This is a genomic window from Paraburkholderia sp. AV2 (genome assembly GCF_054968425.1).
The window spans coordinates 1-23808 of the sequence record NZ_JBANLK010000055.1 but is presented as its reverse complement, the minus strand read 5'-3'; the positions used below and the strand labels follow the sequence as shown (position 1 = coordinate 23808).

Below are 23808 nucleotides of genomic sequence, written 5' to 3'. Positions count from 1 at the left end.
GCGCAGTCGGGTTCGGTTGCATGCGGTGGCTTCGGAGGCGGCCGTGCCGCCGGCGTGGCACGGATTGTACGTGGCGCGCGGCCGGTGCGGCGGCACGCACGCTCGCGCGCCGTGGCGTCTACAATGCCGCGCAGAGAGTGGCACAGAGACAGGAGATTGAACGATGACTGGACCGGATCTGGATTCGCGCATCGAGACGTACTACGTGCGCGTGCGCGGGACGGTGCAGGGCGTGGGCTTTCGGCACGCAACGGCACGCCAGGCGCACGCGCTGCGCATCCGCGGTTATGTGGCCAACCTGGAGGATGGCTCCGTCGAGGCCGTGATTCAGGGCGCGGCCAACCAGGTGGACCGCATGCTCTCGTGGCTGCGTCATGGACCGCCCTCCGCGCGCGTCACGGAGGTGGTGAGCGAAGAGCGCCACACCGACAAACGTTACGAGCGCTTCGAGCAGCATTGAAGGCTTTCGCGTTGCCCTCGCCGCCGGCGAGGGCAACGCCTCGACGTCGATTCGGCGTTATTTCACCGCAAGCAGACTCTCCGCGAATCCCCACTCCTTTTCGACCCATTGACGCGCGCAGCTGAACCCCGCGTCGGCGGCGATCGCGGGGATTTCGTCGGCGTAATACTTGTGGCTGCTCTCGGTCCAGATCGTCTCTCCCGCCTCCAGCGCGACCGAAAGGTGTGCCGCGCCCACGTGAGCCTCCACGCGGCGCCTCGCGCGCAGATGCATTTCGATGCTGCGTGCGTCGGGGTTGAAGCGCGCGACATGTTCGAAGGCGGCGAGGTCGAAGTTGCCGTCGAGCTCGCGGTTGATGCGCGCGAGCAGGTTCAGGTTGAAGGCGGCCGTCGCGCCGATAGCGTCGTCGTAGGCGGCCACCAGCGTCTCCACGGGCTTCACGAGGTCGGTGCCGAGCAGCAGCGTGTCGCCGGGCTTGAGCATCGCACGGATGTCGCGCAGAAAGCGCGTGGCCGCGAGGCGCGCGAAATTGCCGATCGTGCTGCCGAGAAAGAGCACGAAAAGCTGCTCGCCGGGCGCGCGCCGGCGGCTGACTTCGGCGAGGCCGGCCAGATAGTCGCGCTCGTAGCCGACGATGGAAATGCGCTCGATATCGGCCAGCTCGCGGCGGCACAACTGCAAGGCGGTGCGCGAAATCTCGATCGGGCAGTACGAGGTGGGCCGCTTGCGGCACAGCGCTTCGAGGATGCGGCGCGTCTTGCGGCCGCTGCCGCTGCCGAGTTCGGCAACGGTGACGTCGGCGGGCAGGGCGTCGACAATTTCGCCCGCGTAGCGCGTGAGCAGGCGCTCTTCGGCGCGGGTCACGCCGTACTCGGGCAGCACGGTGATCACTTCGAACAGCGCCGATCCCACTTCGTCATACAGATACTTCGACGGCAGTTCCTTCTGCGGCGCGTGCGTGAGGCCGGCACGGACCTCGGCGGCGAAGGCGGCGACGGCAGGGGAAGCGACGGCGGGGCGGGCTGCGGCGGGGCGGTGCGCAGGACGGGGCATGCGGGCTCCTGGTGCGTTGGACGGCGGCCGGCGGCGCGCACCTCGCGAAGGTCGGGGCGAAGGCGGCTCGCACGGAAGGGCGGTTCCGTAGCCAGACTTTCTGTTCTAGTCCATGCCGGCGCGATCTGCACGGACTAAATCGCGCTTGATCGTGTTTGATCGCTTGCTGGCGGCGGTTACGGCAGGCAGCATCGCGCGTGCCTGGCGTGCCGCCCATCACGGCCGGCGCGCCGGGCGACTAAAATGCCGGCTCGCGGCCGCACCTACCGGCCGCTGCCTGTTTCATTACACGATTCCAATGACAATGCCTTTATCCGTGCGCCGCCACCCGCACGCAGCCCGCCGATGAACCATTACGAGCCTCGGCGCGGGATCGCGCTTGCCGTGGCGGCCTCGGCCCTGTTCGCGCTGATGTCGGCCTATACGCTGCTGCTCGCGCCGCTCTCCGGCCTCGATATTTTCGCGTGGCGCGTTATCTGGACCATGCCGGGCGCGCTGGCGCTGCTGCTGCTGCGCGGCCGGTGGCCGCAGTTGCGCGCGCTCGTCGTGCGTATGGCGAAGGAGCCGCGCACGGCGCTCGCGCTTGCGGTAAGCGCCGCGCTGCTCGGCCTGCAACTCTGGCTGTTCCTGTGGGCGCCGCTGCACGGGCGCATGCTGGATGTCTCGCTGGGCTATTTCCTGCTGCCGCTCATCATGGTGCTGATGGGGCGTTTCTACTATCACGAACGGCTCGACGGCCTGCAATGGCTCGCCGTGGCGTGCGCGGCGGTGGGCGTGGCTCATGAGCTCTGGGCCACGCATGCCTTCTCGTGGCCCACGCTGCTGGTCGCGTTTGGCTATCCGCCGTATTTCGTGCTGCGCCGCAGGATCCACGCGGACTCGCTCGCGACCTTCGCCGTCGAAATGGTCCTGCTGACGCCGGTCGCCGTCTTCGAGGCTTGGGCGGGCGGCTCGACGGCGCTGCTCGATGCCCGCCCCTTCCTCGAATTCGTGCTGCTGCCGGGGCTGGGCGCGCTCAGCACCGTGGCGCTCGCGTCCTATCTCAAGGCGAGCCGCCTGCTGCCCATGGCGCTCTTCGGCATCCTCGGGTATGTCGAACCGGTGTTGCTCGTGATCGTTTCGGTGACGCTGCTTGGCGAGCACCTGGGCGCGCGGGAACTGGCGACTTATGTGCCGATCTGGCTCGCGGTGGGCCTGACGGCGGTGCACGGCGCGCGGCTCGTGCGGTTGTCGCGCTAGCGCGCGGGCCCCGCCTTCGCTTCGATCGCCGCGCGTAGCGCGGGCCGCCATCCGAGGCCGAACAGCGCCTCGGCGAGCACGAACAGCGGCCCGACAATAAGGCCGATCACGTCGTCGACGAAGGCGGGCTTGCGATGCTCGTAGGCCGCGTGGCCGACGAACTGGAACACCCAGCCCACCACGAACAGCGCGATGCCGCTGCCTAACCACACGGCGGTGGACTGCGCCGCAAGCCAGGCGCCGAACGCGACGCAGGCCGCGGAGATGACGGCCATCATCAGCCCGAGCGGCACATCGAGCACGAGGTAGTACACCGTCGCGCCGCCGAACAGGAGCCATGCCGGCGAGAGAGGAAAAGGCAGGGGAAAAGGCAGCGCGCCGGCCGTCAGCGCCGGGCGCGCGAGCAGCACCGCGAGTGCCAGCACGATCAGCGGGATGCCGACGAAGTGCGTGGCGATATTGCGAGCGTCGCGATGATAGGCCGCGTACTGGGTCAACTGATCGGTCAGGTTTCTCATGGATGCCCCTCAATCTCCAAAATCATTATGATCGTCGGGTACTCGTGTACAAGACCTTCGCCTGCCCGACAATCTCCACACCGATTTCGCTTCGACGTCACCCGTGCGTTCCGACCGGCCTCACTCCCCCCACGACGATCCCGCGCTACCGGCCATCGCGGCGGCGCTCGAACGCAGCGCATGGTTCCGCGGCCTGCCCGACGCGCTGCGGGCCGCGTTGCGCGCCGCCGGCCGCGTGCGCACGGTCCGCGCGGGCGAACGCCTCTTCATGCGTGGCGACCCCGACGACGGCGTCTACTGCGTGCTGGAAGGGGCGGTGCGCGTGGGGGCGGCCAGCATGGGCGGCCGCGAGGCGCTGCTGGCGGTGGTCGGGCCCACGAGCTGGTTCGGCGAGATCACGCTGTTCGATGGCGGCCCGCGCACGCACGACGCCTATGCGGAGCGCGACTCCACGCTCTTTCACGTGCCGCGCGCGCCGCTGGCGGCGCTGCTCGACGCCACGCCGGCCTGGTGGCACGCATTCGGCCTGCTCCTGACGCAAAAGCTGCGCCTCGCCTTCGACGCGATCGAGGAGGCGGCGCTACTGCCCGCCGCCGCGCGCGTGGCGCGCCGGTTGCTGGTGCTGGCCCGCAGCTACGGCGAGGAACCCGGCGGAGGGGGCGAACACCGTGTGGTGAGCGTGCCGCAGGAAGATCTGGCGCTGATGCTGGCGCTTTCGCGGCAGACCGTGAACCAGATCCTGCGACAGTTCGAGCGCGCCGGCCTGGTGGTGCTGCGCTACGGCCAGATCGAGATCGCGGATGCGGCGCGGCTTGCCTTGGCCGCGGAGTAAGCGGTAGTTGGCGGTCAATGACGCTCAACGTGAATACATATTGATTTAATCGATCAATATAACAGCCGCGGCGGCCGGTTCGTTTGCCGTGTTTTCCCCGCTTTTTCTCATTAACCCGCACAATGAGGGCCGGTTCCGCCAGGCAACACTGCGGCGCTCTTCCCTTCCCCTCACTGTTTCACCGTTTCGTTTCATGACCGACCGCGTCGTTGCCGCCTTCGATTTCGATGGCACCATCACTACTTCGGACAGCTTTCGAGCTTTCCTGCTTCAAACCGCGAGTCCGGCGCGTTTCGCGTTCGCCGTGCTGCGTTGTCTGCCGTGGCTAGCGGGCATCGCGCCGGGGTGGTCCGGGCGGGGCCCTACCAAGGCTCGCTTTCTGTACGCCGCCGTGGGTCCCGTGCGACGCGAGGTGCTCGATGCGGCCGCGCAGCGCTTCGTCGAGCAAGGGCTGCCCGCGCTGGTGCGCCCCGAGATGGTCGCGCGCGTGCGCGAGCATCAGGCGCTGGGCCACGAGGTGGTGCTGGTGAGCGCCTCGCCATCGCTGTATCTGCGCAAGTGGGCGGCGACGGTAGGCATCGGAACGGTGCTGGCGAGCGAGCTGGAATGGCGCGACGACGTGTACACGGGACGGCTGGCGGGACGTAACTGCTGGGGCCCGGAAAAGGTCGCGCGGCTGCGCGCCTGGTGGGGCGATCGCGCGCCGGCCACGTTGTACGCTTACGGCGACAGCCGCGGCGACCGCGAAATGGCGGCGCTTGCGAACCATGCATGGATACGCGGAACCGTGCCGCTGCCGCCGCTCGCGGCTACGATCAACCCATCGGCTCGACCGGAAGGAGACATCTCATGAAAGGACAGTGGACCCAGGTGACGTCGCGCGACGGCGGAGCATTCCGCGCCTATACGGCGCTGCCTCCGGAAGGCAGCGGTCCGGGCCTCGTGCTGCTGCAGGAGATATTCGGCGTGAACGCGTACCTGCGCGACATGGCCGACCGTTACGCGGAAGAAGGCTACGTCGTGATGGTGCCGGATCTGTACTGGCGGCTCGAACCCAATCTCGATCTGGGCTACGAGGGCGAGGACCGCGCGAAGGCGTTTGCGTTGCTGGAGCGCTTTGACGACGATCTCGCCGTGCAGGACGTCGCGGCAACGCTCGACGCGCTGCGCGCGCATCCCGCACACCGCGGCAAGGCCGGCGTGCTTGGCTATTGCCTGGGCGGCCGGATCGCGTTTCTCGCGGCGGCGCGCACCGATGCCGACTGCGCCATCGGCTACTACCCGGTGGGTATCGAACAGCACCTCGACGAAGCGGCACGCATGGGCTGTCCGCTGATGCTTCATTTCGCGGCGCTCGACACCTATTGCGACGCCGCCAGTCGCGAGCAGATCGCGCGGGCGCTCGCGGGCAGGCCCGGCGTGGAGCTCTACACGTACGAGGGCTGCAACCATGCGTTCGCCTCGCCTTCGCGGCCGAATTACGACAAGCCGGCCGCGATGATGGCGTACTCGCGCTCGCTGGCGATGCTGCGCCGCGTGCTCGGCCCGATCTACGATTTCAATGCGCTCTGGGAGGCGCACTGTTATCACGAGTTCGTGACGCGCAAGCCGGACGACGTCATGCCGACGATGGTCGCCGAACCCTATGTGAACCACGTTCCGACCATGACGGGCGGTGTGGGCCGCGACGAGCTGAAGCGTTTCTACACACATCATTTCGTCAACGCCAATCCCGCGGATACGCGCCTCATCCCGATCTCGCGCACGATCGGCCCGGATCGCGTGGTGGACGAGTTCATCTTCTCCTGCACGCACGACCGCGAGATCGACTGGCTGCTGCCGGGCCTCGCGCCCACGGGCAAATACTTCGAAGTGCCGATGCTCGCGGTGATCTGCTTTCGCGGCAACAAGCTCTATAACGAGCACATCTACTGGGATCAGGCTTCGGTGCTGGCGCAGATCGGCGCGATCGACCCAACGGGCCTGCCGATCGCGGGTGCGCTGAGCGCGAAGAAGCTGCTGGACGAGACCTTGCCGTCCAATACGCTGATGGCGCGTGCGTGGAGTGCGAGCGAAGGGAAGCCGTTCTAGATGGCGGCGCGCGTGCTTAGCGAAACGGATTGTCGACCAGGCCGGGCTTCTGGTCCGGGTCGTCGGCGATCTTCGCGGGCAGATGCGGATCGGCCTGGAGTTTGCGCACGACGTCGTCCAGCGCCGCCTTGAGCGCGAGTGCGGCCGCGAGGCCGCGCCTGTCGCGCGTGAATTCGAGCGTGCCCGCCAGGATCACCCGCGTCGTGCCGTTCGTGACCGTGAGCGCGTCGCCCTCTACGTTCAGGACATCGTCGTCGTTTGCGTATGCGTCGAACACCTCATCCTCCTTGAGCCGTCAGCGTTGCGATGGCGGTCCGCATTATAGAAAAGAAGCTGCACACGACTGCCTTGCTTCGCTTGATACCCAAACTGGGTATTTAAGTACCCAGTTTGGGTATAGAATCGGTGGGCAAGTGCCGCCAACCGCCGATGCGCCCCTTACGGGTACAGAGGTATCCCCAAGGGCATCCTCCTATGAGCATTGCCGACTTTCTCTTTCCTGCCGGAATGCAGGGTGTCCTGGCGCTCGCATTCAACGCCCCGGACCGTGTCTTCAAGCTGACCGAACTCCTCGAGGCATCTCCGACGGGGCGCGGCAACGTTCAGCGGCAGATACAATGTTTGCTCGATGCTGGCGTGCTTGTCGAGGACGAGCGCATCGGCCGTCAGCGCCAGATCCGGGCAAATACGTCGTTCGCCTTGTATCCGGAACTTCGATCTATCGTGCTCAAGTCCTTTGGGGTAACCGAGCCGTTTCGGACAGCACTTGCACCATTTGCCTCGCAAATCGACGAGGCATTCATATTTGGATCCGTCGCAAAGGGAAGTGACAGCTATCTGAGCGACATCGATCTGATGGTTGTCGGGGATGCTCCCATTCTCGAACTATCGGATGCCATGCTGAAGCTGGAGGCCGAATTGCGCCGACCGATCCATATGTCGCTCTACCATTCGGCAGAATGGATCCGATTGAAAGCGGGGGATAGCATCGTGGCTTCGATCGATCAAGGACCCAAGCTTCAGATACTTCCGAATGAACCGGCCACCTGAGTATGAAAATCTGATCAAACGTAACGTGTTCGTGGCACAACCTGCGATGCCAGGCGCCGTTCAGCCCAATCTCGGCAACGCTGCGGAATTTCTCGAAGCGGCGCAACAGCTTGTGGATACCCGGGAAATTTATCTGCCTGCTTTTTTTGCGGCATATGAAGGCTTGTTTCAGATGGTTCAGGCCATTCTGGAGTTCTATGAAGTGCGCATCAAGGATGCGGGCCGCAATGCGGCGATCCAGCGCGTCTGCGCGGATCTGAAGATGAGTAATGCGGAATTCGCACTGGTTTCCAAGGCGCACGGTAGACGTAACAACACGTCCTGCATCTCGCCTTTTCCTCCCATATCGAGAGCGGAAGCGCAGGCGCTCATTGCTATTCTGAGGCAGTACCTTCCCGTAGCAACAGCCTTGACCCAGCCTGCAAATATCTGATCTGCGCAGCACTCACCAAAACCACCTGCGCACGACGAACGTGCGACCGTTGAACGACACCTTCGTCTCTCCGCCGGCGTCTTCCGGAATGCCGGGGAATCGTATCCCGCTTTGCTGCTCCAGCGAGCGGACCGACTGCACCTCGTAATGGTCAGCGCTCGTATTGTCCGCGACGATGGCGAACGCCAGCCGTTGCGACGGCACGTACACCACCTTGAAGACCTGCGTGGGCACGAGCACACGCGTCGCTCCGATCGTTTGCAACTGCGCACCCGCGAAAAGCGGTCCCGTCACGACATAAGCCTCGCCATATTTCTCGGCAAGGCGCCGCACGCCCGTTTCGATGTGCGCCCACAGGTGCTGGTTATTCACCCGGTTCTGCGGCACCACGTTCGCCAGCGAGAACGACTCCGCCATCGCTTGCGGATTCCAGCGGTTGCCGGCCGGGCTCATATGCCCGCGGTCGAACCCGCTGCGCCGGTAATCGGCAAGCGTCGCACCTTCGCCCTCCGGCAGCCGGTCGTCTTCGAAAAAACGGTTGGTGCGCGTCATGTCCCTGGCGGCTTCCAGATGATCGCGCGTGAGGTGTTCGGCGGACCAGAGCGGACCGTGTGTGATACCCGAGTGCAGCACCACGAAATCCAAGTAGCAGAGCATGCGCGTTTTCGGCGCCATGCGCGGATTCGTGAGAGTCGGGAACTGGCCGTCGGGGACGAGGGCGGAACAGTCCGGCGCGGCGAACGCATGGCTCGCCAAGGCCATCAGGAGGCAGGCAAACAGCTTCTTCATCGATAAAACGATCGGGCGCCGGTGCAGGCGGGCTGAAAGTATAGCGGCGGTGTGCGTGCGCGACTATCCGCGCCGTTGCGGCGCAGCATATCGAACGCGCGAGACGCGCCACGGCGCGGCGTTAACCGCGCCGTGGGCAATCGAACGATATTCGGAAGAAAGCGATTCCGGGAGAAACCGAAGCGGAATGAGGGGTGGGGGGGCGCGATGCGCCCTGGCCCGCGCTCAGCCCGCGAACAGGGCGTGTTCGGCGCGTATGGTCTGGCGGTCCACCGCCTGCAGCCGCCATTGACCTTCCATGGGCGAATGCGTTGTTTCGCACGACCAGGTGGCGTCGCCGTGCGCCGAACTGATTTCCTGGCGGCGATTCACGTAGAGGCCACGCAGTGTGCAGAGCGGCGAAGTGTCGAGCGGCGCGCAGAGCGACGTGACGCCGTCGGTGTCGCGCAACTCGCCCCATTCGGGCAAATCGATGCCGTCGTGCGATTCACGCGACCAGCGGTGCTGGTCGGTGTCGAGCCAGAGGACGGCGTAGTCATGATTGACGGTCGGGTCGGAACCGTTGATCAGGATCGTAAGTCGCATGTGAGCTCCGGGAGAGCGTGTAGGGAGGGGAGAGGCAATTAACTACTTTAGAACGCACGCGCGCGATGGCAAGAGGGCAATACCCATGCCGGCTGCGTCTTTTGCGCGCGGGCTGATATGGAACCGGCACGGTATTTGCGCTGGCGCCTTTCGGCGCGGCTATCGGCGGGATTGAAAATGACAATTGGGAAGGCAACCGCCACCTCCTAGATTGATAGATGCGGCGCGCCCGCTCCGCTCTCCTGCTGCATCGCACGAACGTACGTTTGCGGGCCGTGCAGCGTCCCCACATATCACGCTGATGGATGGAGGTACAGATGTCACAGCTAAAAGGCTCGAAGACGGAACAAAACCTCAAGGATGCTTTCGCAGGCGAATCGCAAGCCAATCGCCGTTATCTCTACTTCGCGGCGAAGGCCGACGTCGAAGGCCAGAACGACGTAGCCGCCCTGTTCCGCTCGACTGCCGAAGGCGAAACCGGCCACGCGCATGGCCACCTCGAATATCTGGAAGCGGTCGGCGATCCGGCCACGGGTCTGCCGTTCGGCACGTCGCGGCAAAACCTCGCGGCGGCGGTTGCAGGCGAAACGCACGAATACACCGACATGTATCCCGGCATGGCGAAGGTCGCGCGCGACGAAGGCTTCGACGAAATCGCGAACTGGTTCGAGACGCTCGCGAAGGCGGAGCGTAGCCACGCCAACCGCTATTCGAAGGCGCTGGAAGCGTTGGTGGACTGATCGCGTCAGTCATGCGGCGGCGGCCGCACGGGCACGGCGTGCGTGCGCGTGCGGTCCCGTCGCAGGCGTTCTACGATGCACGCCGGGTGCGCATCCGGCGTGCAGCGAGCGCATAGCCGCGCGGCCGCGCTCGCGCCCTCATAAAAATCAGAACGGGAGACGTCATGCCCCACAAGGAAGGCAGTCTCGAAGCGCCGACGCGGCATCCGCTCGACTGGCAGTCCGAAGCGTTCTACGACAAGGAAAAGCTGGACGACGAGCTGGCGCGCGTGTTCGACATCTGCGCCGGCTGCCGGCGCTGCGTTTCGTTGTGCGGCGCGTTTCCCGCGCTGTTCGATCTCGTCGACGAGACCGACACCGGAGAAGCCCACGAGGTCGACAAGGCCCAATACGGCCAGGTCGTCGACCAGTGCTACCTCTGCGATCTCTGTTACATGACGAAGTGTCCCTACGTGCCGCCGCATCCGTGGAACGTAGACTTCCCGCATCTGATGCTGCGCGCGAAGGCCATCGAATACCGCACGAGCGAGGTGAAGCTGCGCGACCGCGTGCTCTCGAATACGGACGCACTGGGCCATCTCGCGGGCATTCCGGTCGTGACGCAGACCGTCAATGCCGTGAACCACACGAGGCCGATGCGCGCCCTCATGGAAGACGCGTTGGGCGTGGACCGCAAGGCCTGGCTGCCCGATTTCGCCACCCGCAAGTTCCGCAGCGCGGCAAAGCGGGCAAGCGCCGGCGAGGTGCGCGACGGCGAGCGTACGCCGGGCAAGGTGGCGATCTACGCCACGTGCTACGTGAACTTCAACGAGCCCGGCATCGGTCACGATCTGCTGGCCGTGCTCGATCACAACGCGATTCCCTGGGTGCTCGTGAAGAGCGAGGCCTGTTGCGGCATGCCGCTCCTCGAACAGGGCAATCTGGACGGCGTGGCGCAGAAGCAGGCGCAGAACATGCCGGTGCTCGCGCAATACGCGCGCGAAGGCTATGCGCTGCTGGGCGCGGTGCCGAGTTGCGTGCTGATGTACAAACACGAGCTTCCGCTCATGTTCCCCGGCGACCCCGATACGCGCGCCGTGAGCGTGGCGTTCTGGGATCCGTTCGAATACTTCGTCTCGCGCCATCGCGACGGCCTGCTGAAGACCGATTTCCGCACGCCGCTAGGCAACGTTTCGTATCACGTGCCCTGCCATGCGCGCGTGCAGAACATCGGGCGCAAGACCTCCGACCTGCTTTCTCTGGTGCCGGAAACGAAGGTCAACGTGGTCGAGCGTTGCTCGGGCCACGCGGGCACGTTCGGCGTAAAGAAGGAATTTCACGCGATGGCGATGAAGATCGGCACGCCGGTATTCAAGCAGATGGCGAACGGCGAGCCGAACTTCATTTCGTCGGATTGCGCGCTGGCGGGCCATCACATCGCGCAGGGCATTAGCGAGAACCAGCTTGGCGATCCGCCGCTCGCGCACCCGCTCACGCTGCTGCGGCGCGCCTATGGCATTTGAGGCCCGCGCGCGGCTTCCCCATTCACTGCATTGCAAGAGGCACGGACGATGACTATCGCGAGAAACTCGCTGCTGACCCTGGAGGCTTACGCCAAGGCGCGCAAAGACATGCGCGAGCGCATCATCGAACACAAGAAGCGGCGTGCCGTCGCGCTCGGCAATCACCTCACGTTCCTGTTCGAGGACGAGGACACGATCCGCTACCAGATCCAGGAGATGCTCCACATCGAGAAGATCTTCGACGAAGCGGGCATTCAGGGCGAACTGAATGCCTATCTGCCGCTCGTGCCCGACGGCAGCAACCTGAAGGCGACCCTGCAGATCGAGTACGCGAGCGAGATCGAGCGGCGTGCCGCGCTGGGGCGGCTGATCGGCATCGAGGACCGCGTGTTTCTGCAGGTGGAAGGCGAGGCGCCCGTCTACGCGATTGCCGACGAAGACCTCGAACGCGACAACGCCGAAAAGACTTCGGCCGTGCACTTCGTGCGCTTCGAACTCACGCCGGCGATGAAGGCGCGCTTGCGCGAGGGCGCGGCGCTCATGATCGGCTGCGACCACCCTAACTATCGTGTGCCGACGCAGACCATAGACGGCGACACGCGCGCCTCGCTCGTTGCCGACCTCGACTAAGGCCGGATTCGATATCGAAGAGGCCCGCGCGTGCGCCGTATCGGTCACACGTCCTTGCGGTACATGACGAAGCCGGGCTTGTCGGCCACGTTGTCGTAGAGACGCATGGCCGTATGGTTCGTTTCGTGCGTGTGCCAGTAGACGCGCGGCGAATTCGCGGCCTTGGCAGCCGTATAGACGGCCTCGATCAGCGCGCGGCCCACGCCCTTGCCGCGCTCGTCCTCCACCGTGAAGAGATCCTGCAGATAGCAGATCGGACCGTCTAGCGTCGTGCTGCGGTGAAAGATGTAATGCACGAGGCCGACGACGCGTGGCCCGCGCAGCGCGACGAGCGCATGCATCGGTTCGAGGCCGTCGAAGAAGCGCGACCACGTTGCGCGGGTGATCGACCCGGGCAGTGCCGTCGGACCGAAGCGGCCGTAGAAGCGGTTATAGCCGTCCCAGAGCGGGAGCCATGCGTCGTAATCGGCCGGTGTGACGGGGCGGACTTCAAGCTGTGCGGACAATTTCGTTCTCCTGTATTCGTTACGGGCTCGTATTGCGCGAAGGGCAATGCCCCCAGCGTAAGCGAACTGTGGCACCATTGTTAGCCCCACCGTAACCGCGATTCATGGAGCCACCCGTTGGACTATGCATTGATGATGGCGGCCTACGCGCGCCGCGCGGCACGCAGGCTTACGCGACAAGACCTGCTCTACGAAAGCCTGCGCCGTGCGATTCTAGACGGCGACATCGTCGAAGGCGCGCGGCTGGCGTCGAGCCGCGCGCTGGCCGAGCAACTGGGCATGGCGCGCAACTCGGTGCTGTATGCCTACGAGCGCCTCGTGGAGGAGGGTTTCGTCACGGCCACGCGCCATGGCTCCCTCGTCAATGCCGTGACGCCGGGCGGCGGCGCGGTGCCGCATCCGCCCGCGGCACGAACGGCCGGCGCTTCCCGAACGCTTGCGCGGCGCGTGCTCGAATTGCCGCCGCGTCGCGGCACACGCGACGGCGCCACGGCGTTGCGCCCGGGCGTGCCTGCGCTTGACGCATTTCCGTTCGTGCAATGGCGTACCTCGCTGGAGCGCGCGATGCGGCGGCTACGCACGAACGATCTGGGCTACGGCGACAGCGCGGGCCACCCGTCGCTGCGCGAGGCGATTGCGCAGTATGTGCGCGTGTCGCGCGGCGTGCGCTGCCAGCCGCAGCAGGTGTTCATCACCAACGGCACGCAGTCGAGTCTCGATCTCTGCGCGCGCCTGTTCGCCGATCATGGCGAACGCGTGTGGATCGAGAACCCCGGCTATCTCGGCGCGCGTTCCGCGCTGCTCGCGGGCGGGCTGCAGCTCGTGCCGGTGCCCGTGGACGCCGCGGGCATGGCCCCGCGCGCGGCGGACTGGCACGAAGCGCCGCCGCGGCTCATCTATCTCACGCCGTCGCACCAGTACCCGCTCGGCAGCGTGCTGAGCCTCGAACGGCGCCTCGCGCTGATCGAGCACGCGCGCGCGTGCGGAGCATGGATCATCGAGGACGACTACGACAGCGAGCTGCGCCACGACGGCCCGCCGCTGCCCTCCATCCAGGGCCTCGCCGACGACACGCCGGTGGTCTATCTGGGCACCTTCAGCAAGACGATGTTTCCGGCATTGCGCATCGGCTTCATGGTGGTGCCGGCTGGCGTGACGGGCGCGGTGGCGGCGGCCGTCGGCACGCTCGAACGCCAGGGGCGCGTGGCCGAGCAGATGGCGCTGGCCGAATTCATCGAAAGCGGCCGCTACGCGCGGCACCTGCGCCGCATGCGCAAGCTTTACGAAGAGCGGCGCGATGGACTCGTCGCCGCGATCGGGCGGCATCTCGCAGGCATGATGACGGTCTCCGCGGACGCGGGCGGCATGCATCTGAGCGTGCGCCTCGACGCGCCGCTGCGCGACGTCGACGTGAGCACGGCCGCGCGCGTGCACGGCCTGCACCTGTCGCCGCTCAGCGCGTATTGTCTCGGCGGACCCGACATGCCGCGCTACAACGGCTTTCTGCTGGGCTATGCGGAGGCGCCCCCGCCCGTGGCCGACGCGCTGATGGCGACGCTCGCGCGGGTGATACGCGAGCTGGCGGCGGGCGGCGGTTGATCACTCGTGTCCCGCGACGGCGTGCGGGACGTACGGCGCTTCGAGCGCATCGACTTCTTCGTCGGTGAGTTCGAGCGAGAGCGCCGCGACAGCATCTTCCAGATGATGCGGCTTCGAGGCGCCGACGATGGGCGTGGTGACCTCCTGCTTCTGCAGCATCCACGCGAGCGCGACCTGCGCGCGCGACACGTTGCGCGCCTTCGCGATCGCGCCGACCGCCTCGACGATCGCGCGGTCGGCCTCGGCCGTGGCGTCGTACAGCTTGTGGCCGTACGCGTCGCTTTCCTCGCGTGCGCTCGTGGCATTCCACTCGCGCGTGAGGCGGCCGCGCGCGAGCGGACTCCACGGCATCACGGCGACGCCCTGGTCGGCGCACAGCGGCAGCATCTCGCGTTCTTCCTCGCGATAGAGCAGGTTCAGGTGATCCTGCATGCTGACGAACGAGGTCCAGCCGTTCAGGTAAGACGTGTAGAGCGCCTTGCTGAACTGCCATGCATGCATCGACGAGGCGCCGATATAGCGCGCCTTGCCGGCCTTCACGATGTCGTGCAGCGCTTCGAGCGTTTCCTCGATGGGCGTGTCGTAATCCCAGCGGTGGATCTGGTAGAGATCGACGTAATCGGTGCCAAGGCGCCGCAGGCTGTTGTCGATCTCGGCGAAGAGCGCCTTGCGCGACAGGCCCGCGCCGTTCGGGCCGGGACGCATGCGGTTGTACACCTTCGTTGCGATCACCACGTCCTCGCGCTTGACGAAGTCGAGCAGCGCGCGGCCTACGATCTCTTCCGAGGTACCGTCCGAGTAGGTGTTGGCGGTGTCGAAGAAGTTGATGCCGACGTCGAGCGCCTGGAGGAGCAGCGGGCGGGCGGCGTCGGCGCCGAGCGTCCACGGATGCGCGCCGCGCTCGGGCACGCCGTAAGTCATGCAGCCAAGACACAGACGCGAAACTTCCAGCCCGGTCGGGCCGAACCTGACGTATTCCATTGCTGTCACTCCTTGTGCGAAAGCGGATGAGGCCGCGCGGCGCGGCGAGGACGGCGCCGGCGCGTTGGGGAGACTGCGGCTAGGGTACCCGAGCCGCCGAAGATGCGCAGAAAGCTGGCCAAACGACGACAAGCCGGTACGGCGATCAAACATCTAATTTTGAGAAAGCGCGTGTAACGGGATTTGTGCTAGTTTGCGTTTGGTTATATTTATCTCAAACAAGATAAATCGACCCATGTGATTCGGAGTCCATACCGATAGGCCGATACGCGGAGAATTCAAGCAGGATTCCGTTCCGCACTCACCGCCCTTTCCCATGCCGACTGACTACACCGCCTCGTTCGCCCTCTGGGTCGTCGTTCGTTCCCACTGCCGCCCCGACGGCTCGCGCATCGTCGAGCCCGCGTGGACCGGCGATGGCGAGCAGAGCGGCGTAGCCATTTTCGTTTCACGCCTCGATGCACACATCTACGCGACCCTGCGTAACGTTCGTCTTCCCGGCGACGCCCCCGACAACTGGCATTGCATTCCCTTGCAGGCGTTCGATCTGCATGCGTACGCCCGCGACCAGAACGGCAGCGTGAACTGTGCCATGGCGTTCGGCTTTGTCTGCGACGCTGAAGGCGCGCTGGTCATCTCACGCGGCGCGCCGTGCCCGAGCTACTTCGAACTCACGTTCGACCCGCCGGAGGGTATCGCCGAAGTGGTATTTCACTTCAGCCAGGCGGCGTTCGAAGGGATGTGCGCGCTATGGCGGGAGGTCGGCGCGCATGCGCAGCCGCAGTCGATCAATCGCGCCGAGGTCATGAGCGACGGCGCCTTCGCATGGCTGCTCGATATCGCGCTGAGCGTCGCGACCGAGACCGGCGCCGAGGCCGAAGCCGATCACTGGACAGTGTTCGAGCCGCTCTCCATGCGCTGGCTCCGTGCACCGACCGAGGCTTACGTGATGCAGGAGGCGAAGCCGACGTTGCACTGACTTCGCGCCGCGCTCACACGAACAGCGAGACGATGCCGCCTATCGTGAGCCCCGCGGCTATCCATCGGCCGGTGGAATAAGCTTCGTTCGGGTCCGCGGGCAGGTCGGGGCGCTCCAGACCGAGCATGCCGTCTACCAGCGAGCGTATGGGTTGCGCGTTGGCCTCGTTGTCGGTCCCGCTGTCGGTGTCGCTCGTGTCGCCGGCATTGCTGGCAGTTAGCTGATCCGCGGGATCGTCCACCACGATCACGACATCGTTGCCGCCGTCGATCTCGACGCCCTCGCCGTCGTCGTCGCCGCCGTCGTCGGCCGCTGCGGCGGCATAGGCCGCCGGCGAGATGTCGACCGCGTCGTCCTGCGAGGCGGGCGCCGGCGTGCTCGTGCCGGAAAGCGTCGAGTCGTCGTTCGCCGGCAGGCCCGCGGCAGACGCGGCGATGCCCGCGCCCGTGTCGGGCAGGTTCGCCGCTACGCTGCCGGACGAGACCGGCGTCATACCTACTGGTTCCATGTTCGCCTCCTGAGGGCATGTCACACGCCCGGAGGATGTTCCCACGCCGCGACTGCGTATCGGTCCACGAAAAGCGCGCAAAAACTAGCGGTATTTCGCAGCGCCCGGAATCGTAGAGGCTGACACAATGGCGGCATCGCAGGTTGTGCGTGCACCCATGTACGCCGACGCAAACGTATGCACCATGAAGCACACCTTAACGTCGAATGTGGACGAACCCGACGCGCAAGCGGGTTCCGTCAGCCTCTATCGCGGGGCTGATTTGAGCGAGCCTTCGCGGCGCATGCTGTTCGAGGCGCTTTACCGCGCGCGGTATCTGCAGGCGCATGCGCGCCTGCCCGATGCGCTGGAGCGCGATCACAACGACGACTACGTCCAGAGCGGTCCGCAGATCGCGTGGGAAATCTGGCAGGCCGCGCATGCGCGCGTGCTGGAACTCGCCGCGCAGATTTGCGAGCGCCGCCAGGACGCCCATACGAGCCAGTACGACAAGGCGGTGTGCCGCCTCTGCGCGCGCGATATTCGTGCGTTGCTGCGGGCGATGGACCGAAGCAGTATTTGAGCCGTCAGACCGGTTCCGAAAGGGCCGCACGAGCGATGTGAGTCGTGCGGGCCAGTGCGTGCCGCGAGTTGATCGTGCGCGACACTTCGTCGAGCATCACCATCATTTCCTCGGGTACGTCGCCGTAAAGGGAACCGGCGCGCGGCGGCATCTCGAACGAGACGGGCGTACGTCTTTCGTCGTCGCCGGCTTCGCGCATCGCCGCTTGCGCAAGGCGAGTGGTTGCCGCGCGCGAGGGCGGCGCACAGACGCAGCAAACGGATGGCTTGTTCGTTTCGTGCACGTGCCGCACGAAGCGTCCCGAGCAGACGGGACAGAACGCGAGCGTCAGGAGTCCGCCTTCGAAAAAGCGCAGCAGGGTCCACGCACGCGTGAAGCTGAGCACGCGTTCGATGCCGGTGCAATAGCAGTGCTCGATATAAAGCCGGTAGGCGCGCGTGAGCGCATCGAGGCGCGTGCAGCGCGCCACGTCCCGGAGAAACAGATAGATGTTGTAGAAGAGCGATGCATGGACGTTCGGCAACCACGTGAAATACCAGTCGGCCGAAAACGGCAGCATGCCCTTGGGCGGCGACGCACCCTTGAGTTCGCGATACAGCCGGATCATGCGCGTTCGCGAGAGCCTCAGCTCTTTTTCGAGTACCGGCATGCGTGCGCCTAGCTGGATGAGCTCGATGGCGCGCAGCACCTCGCGCGCATCTTCGGTCACACTGCCTTTGTACATGACGCGGAGCTCTCCATGAGACAGGCGCGGCAGCCACGGCGGCCGGGCGCGGGTTCCTGAATGTGCTGGCGATTATAGAAGCGCGCTTATTAGCGTCAAGGCTAATATTCTGGAGGGGTTGGGAAGACTTTTTGTCGTTTGCGGCCAGCCCGGAAGGATGGCCTCTTTTAATACCGATTATCATAGAGCCCTGTTGCGCATCCCGCGCGGCTCGCGGCATCGCGAGCGCCTGTTATCGACTGCCAATCAATGATTTCTCGTTTCTCCGCCTCGTTCGCTTCGTCTCGCGAAGACCGCAAGCGCGCGCCTCGCCGCGTGCTCGACGGCATCCTGGGCAGCTTCGGCGGCGGCGCGCCGGGCCATGCCGGGGCCGCACCCGCGAACGCACCGCGGCGTGCACTGATCAAGGGCACCGTTAGCGTGCTTGCGCTGGGCAGTTGTGCGAGTACGCTGCTGAGCGCCTGCGGCGGCGATTTCTCCGGCGGCAGCGGGTCACAGGACGATGCCACGCCCACCCTCAAGTCGGTGGCCAACTTCCGCGACCTGGGGGGCGCTGCGCCCGGCTATGCCACGAGCGACGGCGCACACGTGCGGCGCGGGCTGATCTATCGCTCGGACGCGCTGACTCTCAGCGCTGCCGATGCCGCGACGCTGCAGAGCCTTGGCGTGACGACCGTGTTCGATCTGCGCACGCCGGCGGAAAGCGGCCAGACGCCCGACGCGCAGGTCGCCGGGGCGAGCTATGTGGCGATCAACGTGCCCGGCACGGCCACGCCGCCTTCGTTTGCGGGCATGTCGGCGCAGGAGCTGGATGCGGCCATGCAGGGCGAGTGGAATGCATTCGTCGCCGGCCGCGTGCAGGCCTCGGCTTACGGCGAGCTGCTGAACCAGATCGCGCAGACGGCGGGACCGCAGATCATCAGCGGGGGGACGGGCGTGGACGCGGTGGGATGGGCGAGCGCATTGCTGCTTCTCATTGCGAACGTGCCGCTCGAAATCGTCGTCAAGGACTTTCTGCTGACGAATGCGTACCGTTCGACGGGCGCAGACGCGGTGAACGCCGCTCCGCCCGTGCAGAGCCGCTATTTGCAGACCGCCTTCGACGCGCTGCAGTCGAACTACGGCGATCTCAACCGCTACCTGACGGTGGGCCTCGGCCTCGCGCCTGCTACGATCGACCTGCTGCGCAGCCGCCTCGTCGCCTAGGCGAGTGTTAGCGCGCGCCGCTCCGGTGCGCGTCAGGCGGCGGGCAGCACGATCCGAACGCGCAAGCCGCCTTCCGGATGATTCGAAAGCTCGCAGCGGCCGCCCTGGTTGCGGGTGAGGCGGGTGACGATTGCGAGGCCGAGCCCGCAGTGGCCCTCGCCGCCGCGAGCTTCGTCGAGCCGCACGAAGGGCTTGAGCGCGGCGGCCACCCGTTCGGCGGGAATGCCGGTGCCGTGATCGCGCACTTCGATCGACCAGTGCTGGCCTTCGCGGCGCGTGGAAATCTCGATGGGCGGCGCGCCGTGTTCGAGCGCATTGTCCACCAGATTCGAAACGAGGCGGTCGAGCAGCGTGCGCGGCATGCGAAAGCCCGGGCCGGCGCGCAGATCCAGCCGGAAGAGTTCTTCGTCCTCGTCGGCGGTGTCGGCGCTGAACTGCTCGCGCAGCAGCGCTTCGACTTCCACCTCGGGGCTCGTTTCGGGGCGCTGGCGCGCGAATTCCAGGAACTGCTGAACGATGTCGTTGAGCGAATCGACCTCGCGGATGATCTGTTCGCGCTCGCGTTCCGAGCCCAGCATGCTCGCGCGCAGCTTGAGCCGCGTGAGCGGCGACTTGAGATCGTGCGCCACGCCCGCGAGCATGACGGCCTGGTCGTCGTCCGCTTCGTTGAGCTGCTTCATCATGCCGTTGAACGAACCGATCAGCTCGCGCAGTTCGTGCGGCCCGCGTTCGTTCATGGGCGCGGGCCGCTGGCCCGTACCGAACGCCCGCGCGGCCTGGGCAACGCGAGAGAGCGGACGCTGCATTTGCCATACCGCAAGCAGCGAAAGGACGAGCGACATGGCCAGCAGCGCGCCGGCCTCGAGCATGAGGTTAGGCGGCGGCGGCAGGTCGATGGGCGCGACGATCCATACGGAACGGCCCGCAAAGCGTATCCACAGCGCGTGCGAATGGCTCGCGTCGGTGAGAATGTCCGTGCCCGGCGGCAGATCGCGCAGCAATTGCCGGCGCAGATCGGCGAGCGGTTCGTGCGTGGGCGTTTCCAGATGGACGTCGGCCGGCATGTTCCAGGTGGGCACGAGGTGCACGCGCAGCGCGGGCGCGAGTTCGACCTCGTTGGGCGCCGCTCCGTTCGCGGCGTGCAGCATGAGCAGCAGGCCGCGCTCGAACCCTTCCAGCTCGTGCCGGCGCGGCTGGTGCGCGAACACGGCGAACCAGCCTGCCTGGATCGCGAAGAGCACGAGCGTGGACATCAGGGCCATGCGCCCGAACAGCGTGTTGAACGGATTGCTCATGCGCCAATGACGGCACCGCTCGCCCCGCGCGCTTCTTCCGGCACCGGCACGAACACATAGCCTTTGCCGCGCACCGTCTGCACGTAGCGCGGCGCCGAGGGGTCGTCCTCGATCACGCGGCGCAGGCGCCAGATCGGCACGTCGAGGCTGCGGTCGCGAAACGCAAGGCCGTCTGCATGCAGCAGATCGTGGATCAGCACGCGCGACATCACGCGGTACGGATTGCGCGAGAAGATCTTCAGCAGTGCGAATGCGCCGTCTCTGAGCGCGACATGCTCGCCGTCGCGCAGCAGGGTGCGCGTGGCGAAGTCAAGCTCGAACGGACCGAAATGAAAGCGCTCGCGCAGCTCCGGCGCACTCGGCACGATGTCGCCGCGCCTGCGCAGCACGGTCTGGATGCGCAGCAGCAGCTCCTGCGGGTCGAAAGGCTTCGCGACGTAATCGTCCGCGCCGAGTGTCAGACCCGCAATGCGATCCACCACCGTGCCGCGCGCGGAAGCGAAGATCACGGGGATGGTGTCGCCCTCGGCGCGCAATGCGGCGAGAGCCCGCAGACCGTCGGTGCCGGGCATCATGACGTCGAGCACGACCACGGACGGCCGCTCGCGTTCGAGCCGCCGACCGAGATGCGTGGCGTCGTGCAGGACGGAGGCCTCAAAGCCATTTGCTCTGAGGAATCGACAGAGGAGATCGCGCACGACCGGATCGTCGTCGACGATGAGAACGTGTGGACTCATGCCGAAATTTTATTCGATGTCGACGTTCCGGCGAAAAAGCCGATCCAGCCGATTTCTTACCTATCCTTACACGCGCGGCTTACCGGACCGTAACTGCGCCTTCCTGCGTTTGGGCCTGGAGCGGCGTTTGCGGCGGCGTGGGCGTTGCCGCCGCGGCAGTTGTCGTTGCGGCTGTCGTTGCCGTTGCCGTTGCGGCCGCTGTTGCCGCCGGCGCCGACACGGCAGCCGGTGCCGCGCCGTGTGCCGCCGCAGCCTCGGCAAGATGCTTCTGGCGCGCGTCGGCGGCCACGCCGCTCGGCATCTTGTGCAGATGAAGCTTCGAATCGGGCTGCGCCTCCGCTTTCGCGGCAGCATTCGGGTTTTCGCAGGTAATGCCCTTCATCTCCAGCACGGCGTCCTGGGCCGTGGGCGCCAGTTGCTGATCGACCACGCCGGTGCGCACCCGCTCCGCGCTCGCCTGTTTTCCATGCTGCAGATCGCCCTGGAGTTCGGCGATGCGGCGGTCGTACCAGTCCGCCACGCACGCCTTGTCCTTGCAGTTGTGCTGGCGCCATTGCCACTGGCTGATACGGTCGGCTTCGAGCGCGGTCGTATCGGGCGTGGCCTCGACGGCGCTGCGATACAGGGCGGCCAGCTTGTCGTCGAGCGCGGAAAGTTGCGGATCGCTACAGACGAGCCGTTCCGACGCGGACGCATTGTGCGGGCAGCGGAAGCTCGCCGCGTGCGCGAGCGATGCGCCGGCCAGCGACGCGAAGAGTACGAAAGCGGGAACGAGCGCGGCGCGGCGCGAAATGCGGTGATTCGGCATAGAGGCGCGATGAGGATTCGGTTGTCGGTTCATGGCGGGTTCGATTGCATTGAAGTGACAAGGGCGGCAGGCCACGCGCGCACGGCGCCTTCGAGCTGGCTCGATTGCGCGTGCCGTGCGGGCTGCCGGCGCTTTGCCGTAGGGCGCGCCAGTCAAAGTTAGCGCAGCCGTGCTCGCGCAAAGGTCCGCTCAAGGGTGGCTTCGGGCGGTTGCTTACGAAACATTTCAAATAGGGCCGGTTAATGAAACCACTGGCGTAATGAATGGCGCGAGCCGCTTACCGTGCGGGAGATTCGCGAAGACCCCGGAAGCCGTAGCCAACATGGACCGGTGTCCGGAACATCGAAGCCTGCATGCCGGGCCGATCATGAATGCGATTTTTGCGCGCTGCGCGCCGTGTCATTCAACGTATCGCATTCCTTATTGTCTCCATGACCCCGGAAATCTGCTCTTTCTCCACCGGTATCGATCTGCGCGCGAGGCCCTGGCGCGCGGCCGCGGCTGCGCTCGCGGCGTCGTTCGCGCTCAACGGCTGCGCCTGGACGCTCATCACCGCCGCCGACGCCACGGGCTCCGTGATCCAGGCCGGCTACGCAGTCGCTTCGAACTACTCATCGCCCAGATTCTTCACCGGCGAGCCCGCGAACGTCGGCTCGATCTGCATCGAACTCAATCCCATGGTGACGTCTGCCGACTTCGTCCCCTCGCTGCAGCTCGCACTTGCGGAACGCGGCGTGCGTTCGGACCTCTATAGTCCCGGCACCGAGCCGATCAGTTGCGAGGCGAGGCTCGTCTATAACGCTTCGATCGAGTTCGGCAAGCCGACCTTTTCCGACGAAAACCGCGCCTACCTTTCGACCATCAACATCGCGATCTTCGAGCACAACCACATCGTTTCGACCGCGCACTACGAAGTGCACGGCCTCGGCACCGATCGCTATTCGAGTGCGGCGGTGAAGCTCAAGGGCATGGTGGATCAGATGGTGGTCGACCAGCGCAAACTGGGCGGCACGTTCGAATCCGCTTCGAACGGCCAGTAGGGCAAGCACCGGGAAAGGAACGGAAAGACTCCGGACCTTTGCCCACCGACCCACGTCGCTTACGATCTCCGCATGGCAAATACCGTCTTTCTGGTCGACGACGACGCCGTGGTGCGCGACGTCACCGCTGAATATCTCCAGATGCGTGGCTTCAGCGTCACGGCGCTGCCGTCGGCGCGCGCCTTGCAGCAGCGTTTGCGCATCGAGCGGCCGCAGATCGTCGTGCTCGACATCATGATGCCCGAGCTCGACGGCATCAGCGCGCTGCGCGAGTTGCGCGCGAGCGGCGACGATGTGCCCGTGATTCTCCTCACGGCGCGCAACGAAGTGATCGACCGCGTGCTGGGCCTCGAATTCGGGGCCGACGATTACGTCGGCAAGCCATTCGATCCGGGCGAACTCGTTGCCCGCATCCGCACGGTCATCCGCCGCCGAGGCGCCAATGCAACGGGCGCGCCGGAGAGCCGCGCGTCGTTTCGCTTCGGGCCGTACGAACTCGACTTCCGCTCGCGCGAACTCTATCGCGGCGAAGAGCGCATTCCGCTGCGTTCGAGCGAATTCGCATTTCTCAAGCTGTTCGTCAATCACGCGATGACGATGCTCACGCGCGAGCAGATCATCGAAATCATCTATGGCGAGGCGGGGCGCTACCGCAACCGCAGCCTCGACGTGGCGATCTGGCGGCTGCGCCGGCTCATCGAAACCGATCCTTCCGAACCGCGTTACCTGCAGACCGTCTGGGGCCGGGGCTATGTCTTCGTGCCCGATGGCGAAGTGGGGTATGCGGAGCGCTGCGTCGAGATGGCGCTGGAGTTGCAGCGCGAGGACGAGTGAAGCGGCTAGCCGGGCGGCGCCCGCGCGCCCCCCCGCGGGTCAGAACCGCAGCACGCGCAGGAACAATCGCGGAAGCCCCCCCCCCCGCGGGGGGGGGTTTAGCAGGC

Annotated in this window: 28 protein-coding genes; 16 read left to right on the top strand and 12 right to left on the bottom strand. The window is 65.8% G+C overall.

Annotated features, from left to right (window positions below):
• The first annotated feature begins 163 nt into the window (after positions 1-163).
• A complete protein-coding gene (locus V8683_RS26910; RefSeq protein WP_411191976.1) occupies positions 164-460 on the top strand; it encodes an acylphosphatase in 297 nt (98 codons plus the stop codon).
• Between the two features lie 57 nt (positions 461-517).
• Here the strand turns inward: V8683_RS26910 and egtD are convergent, their stop codons facing one another.
• Complete coding sequence (gene egtD, locus V8683_RS26905) at positions 518-1513, bottom strand: L-histidine N(alpha)-methyltransferase (protein ID WP_411191977.1); 996 nt, start codon at positions 1511-1513, stop codon at positions 518-520.
• Positions 1514-1858: 345 nt separating this feature from the next.
• Between egtD and rarD the strand changes: the two genes are divergently transcribed.
• Complete coding sequence (gene rarD, locus V8683_RS26900; protein ID WP_411191978.1) at positions 1859-2752, top strand: EamA family transporter RarD; 894 nt, start codon at positions 1859-1861, stop codon at positions 2750-2752.
• Here rarD and V8683_RS26895 read toward each other — a convergent pair.
• Positions 2749-3270, bottom strand: a complete 522-nt coding sequence (locus V8683_RS26895) for an Mpo1 family 2-hydroxy fatty acid dioxygenase (protein ID WP_411191979.1) — start codon at positions 3268-3270, stop codon at positions 2749-2751. The two genes, rarD and V8683_RS26895, sit on opposite strands and share 4 nt — an antisense overlap.
• 103 nt (positions 3271-3373) lie before the next feature.
• Between V8683_RS26895 and V8683_RS26890 the strand changes: the two genes are divergently transcribed.
• From V8683_RS26890 to V8683_RS26880, 3 genes are all read left to right on the top strand, one after another.
• A complete protein-coding gene (locus V8683_RS26890) occupies positions 3374-4102 on the top strand; it encodes a Crp/Fnr family transcriptional regulator (protein WP_411191980.1) in 729 nt (242 codons plus the stop codon).
• A 193-nt stretch (positions 4103-4295) separates the two neighbouring features.
• The gene (locus V8683_RS26885; RefSeq protein WP_411191981.1) at positions 4296-4955 is read left to right on the top strand and encodes an HAD family hydrolase; all 660 of its coding nucleotides are present in this window, start codon (positions 4296-4298) and stop codon (positions 4953-4955) included.
• Positions 4952-6193: a dienelactone hydrolase family protein gene (locus V8683_RS26880; RefSeq protein WP_411191982.1), complete on the top strand. Its 1242-nt coding sequence runs from the start codon at positions 4952-4954 to the stop codon at positions 6191-6193. Before V8683_RS26885 ends, V8683_RS26880 begins: the two co-directional genes overlap by 4 nt.
• Before the next feature lie 16 nt (positions 6194-6209).
• Here the strand turns inward: V8683_RS26880 and V8683_RS26875 are convergent, their stop codons facing one another.
• Entirely contained in the window at positions 6210-6470 is a 261-nt protein-coding gene (locus tag V8683_RS26875) for a hypothetical protein (RefSeq protein WP_411191983.1), read from the bottom strand.
• A gap of 197 nt (positions 6471-6667) precedes the next feature.
• On the opposite strand from V8683_RS26875, the gene V8683_RS26870 reads away from it, so the two are divergent.
• Both V8683_RS26870 and V8683_RS26865 read left to right on the top strand, forming a co-directional pair.
• Entirely contained in the window at positions 6668-7243 is a 576-nt protein-coding gene (locus tag V8683_RS26870) for a nucleotidyltransferase domain-containing protein (RefSeq protein WP_411191984.1), read from the top strand.
• Complete coding sequence (locus V8683_RS26865) at positions 7227-7676, top strand: hypothetical protein (RefSeq protein ID WP_411191985.1); 450 nt, start codon at positions 7227-7229, stop codon at positions 7674-7676. Before V8683_RS26870 ends, V8683_RS26865 begins: the two co-directional genes overlap by 17 nt.
• Before the next feature lie 12 nt (positions 7677-7688).
• On the opposite strand, the gene V8683_RS26860 is transcribed toward V8683_RS26865, so the two are convergent.
• Complete coding sequence (locus V8683_RS26860; protein ID WP_411191986.1) at positions 7689-8465, bottom strand: DNA/RNA non-specific endonuclease; 777 nt, start codon at positions 8463-8465, stop codon at positions 7689-7691.
• Between the two features lie 225 nt (positions 8466-8690).
• Positions 8691-9050 carry a DUF3564 domain-containing protein gene (locus tag V8683_RS26855; RefSeq protein ID WP_411191987.1) on the bottom strand — a complete coding sequence of 120 codons (360 nt, stop codon included), beginning with the start codon at positions 9048-9050 and terminating at the stop codon, positions 8691-8693.
• A 317-nt stretch (positions 9051-9367) separates the two neighbouring features.
• Between V8683_RS26855 and V8683_RS26850 the strand changes: the two genes are divergently transcribed.
• The 3 genes from V8683_RS26850 to V8683_RS26840 all read left to right on the top strand — a co-directional run bounded on the left by V8683_RS26850 (position 9368) and on the right by V8683_RS26840 (position 11922).
• The gene (locus V8683_RS26850) at positions 9368-9790 is read left to right on the top strand and encodes a rubrerythrin family protein (protein ID WP_411191988.1); all 423 of its coding nucleotides are present in this window, start codon (positions 9368-9370) and stop codon (positions 9788-9790) included.
• Between the two features lie 164 nt (positions 9791-9954).
• Positions 9955-11292, top strand: coding sequence for a heterodisulfide reductase-related iron-sulfur binding cluster (locus tag V8683_RS26845; RefSeq protein WP_411191989.1), 1338 nt, complete (start codon positions 9955-9957; stop codon positions 11290-11292).
• Positions 11293-11340: 48 nt separating this feature from the next.
• Complete coding sequence (locus tag V8683_RS26840; RefSeq protein WP_411191990.1) at positions 11341-11922, top strand: DUF3501 family protein; 582 nt, start codon at positions 11341-11343, stop codon at positions 11920-11922.
• A gap of 44 nt (positions 11923-11966) precedes the next feature.
• On the opposite strand, the gene V8683_RS26835 is transcribed toward V8683_RS26840, so the two are convergent.
• The gene (locus V8683_RS26835; protein WP_411191991.1) at positions 11967-12428 is read right to left on the bottom strand and encodes a GNAT family N-acetyltransferase; all 462 of its coding nucleotides are present in this window, start codon (positions 12426-12428) and stop codon (positions 11967-11969) included.
• Positions 12429-12545: 117 nt separating this feature from the next.
• Here V8683_RS26835 and pdxR point away from each other — a divergent pair, with 117 nt between their 5' ends.
• Positions 12546-14027 (top strand): MocR-like pyridoxine biosynthesis transcription factor PdxR, encoded by a 1482-nt coding sequence (gene pdxR, locus V8683_RS26830; RefSeq protein WP_411191992.1) that lies wholly within the window; start codon positions 12546-12548, stop codon positions 14025-14027.
• Here pdxR and V8683_RS26825 read toward each other — a convergent pair whose 3' ends face one another.
• Positions 14028-15008 carry an aldo/keto reductase gene (locus V8683_RS26825; RefSeq protein ID WP_411191993.1) on the bottom strand — a complete coding sequence of 327 codons (981 nt, stop codon included), beginning with the start codon at positions 15006-15008 and terminating at the stop codon, positions 14028-14030.
• 316 nt (positions 15009-15324) lie between these two features.
• On the opposite strand from V8683_RS26825, the gene V8683_RS26820 reads away from it, so the two are divergent.
• Complete coding sequence (locus V8683_RS26820; RefSeq protein WP_411191994.1) at positions 15325-15987, top strand: hypothetical protein; 663 nt, start codon at positions 15325-15327, stop codon at positions 15985-15987.
• A gap of 13 nt (positions 15988-16000) precedes the next feature.
• Here the strand turns inward: V8683_RS26820 and V8683_RS26815 are convergent, their stop codons facing one another.
• Positions 16001-16495: a hypothetical protein gene (locus tag V8683_RS26815; protein WP_411191995.1), complete on the bottom strand. Its 495-nt coding sequence runs from the start codon at positions 16493-16495 to the stop codon at positions 16001-16003.
• Between the two features lie 184 nt (positions 16496-16679).
• On the opposite strand from V8683_RS26815, the gene V8683_RS26810 reads away from it, so the two are divergent.
• Positions 16680-17057 (top strand): hypothetical protein, encoded by a 378-nt coding sequence (locus tag V8683_RS26810; RefSeq protein WP_411191996.1) that lies wholly within the window; start codon positions 16680-16682, stop codon positions 17055-17057.
• A gap of 4 nt (positions 17058-17061) precedes the next feature.
• Here the strand turns inward: V8683_RS26810 and flhC are convergent, their stop codons facing one another.
• Positions 17062-17781: a flagellar transcriptional regulator FlhC gene (gene flhC / locus V8683_RS26805; RefSeq protein WP_411191997.1), complete on the bottom strand. Its 720-nt coding sequence runs from the start codon at positions 17779-17781 to the stop codon at positions 17062-17064.
• 249 nt (positions 17782-18030) lie between these two features.
• Here flhC and V8683_RS26800 point away from each other — a divergent pair, with 249 nt between their 5' ends.
• Complete coding sequence (locus tag V8683_RS26800; RefSeq protein WP_411191998.1) at positions 18031-18987, top strand: tyrosine-protein phosphatase; 957 nt, start codon at positions 18031-18033, stop codon at positions 18985-18987.
• Positions 18988-19019: 32 nt separating this feature from the next.
• Here V8683_RS26800 and V8683_RS26795 read toward each other — a convergent pair whose 3' ends face one another.
• The 3 genes from V8683_RS26795 to V8683_RS26785 form a co-directional block, all read right to left on the bottom strand.
• Positions 19020-20282 (bottom strand): ATP-binding protein, encoded by a 1263-nt coding sequence (locus V8683_RS26795; RefSeq protein WP_411191999.1) that lies wholly within the window; start codon positions 20280-20282, stop codon positions 19020-19022.
• Positions 20279-21019 (bottom strand): response regulator, encoded by a 741-nt coding sequence (locus V8683_RS26790; RefSeq protein ID WP_411192000.1) that lies wholly within the window; start codon positions 21017-21019, stop codon positions 20279-20281. The genes V8683_RS26795 and V8683_RS26790 overlap by 4 nt, the downstream gene beginning before the upstream one ends.
• A 79-nt stretch (positions 21020-21098) precedes the next feature.
• Positions 21099-21860: a lysozyme inhibitor LprI family protein gene (locus tag V8683_RS26785; protein WP_411192001.1), complete on the bottom strand. Its 762-nt coding sequence runs from the start codon at positions 21858-21860 to the stop codon at positions 21099-21101.
• Between the two features lie 398 nt (positions 21861-22258).
• On the opposite strand from V8683_RS26785, the gene V8683_RS26780 reads away from it, so the two are divergent.
• Both V8683_RS26780 and V8683_RS26775 read left to right on the top strand, forming a co-directional pair.
• Positions 22259-22867 carry a hypothetical protein gene (locus V8683_RS26780; RefSeq protein ID WP_411192002.1) on the top strand — a complete coding sequence of 203 codons (609 nt, stop codon included), beginning with the start codon at positions 22259-22261 and terminating at the stop codon, positions 22865-22867.
• Positions 22868-22939: 72 nt separating this feature from the next.
• Entirely contained in the window at positions 22940-23701 is a 762-nt protein-coding gene (locus tag V8683_RS26775) for a response regulator (RefSeq protein ID WP_411192003.1), read from the top strand.
• Positions 23702-23808 lie beyond the last annotated feature (107 nt).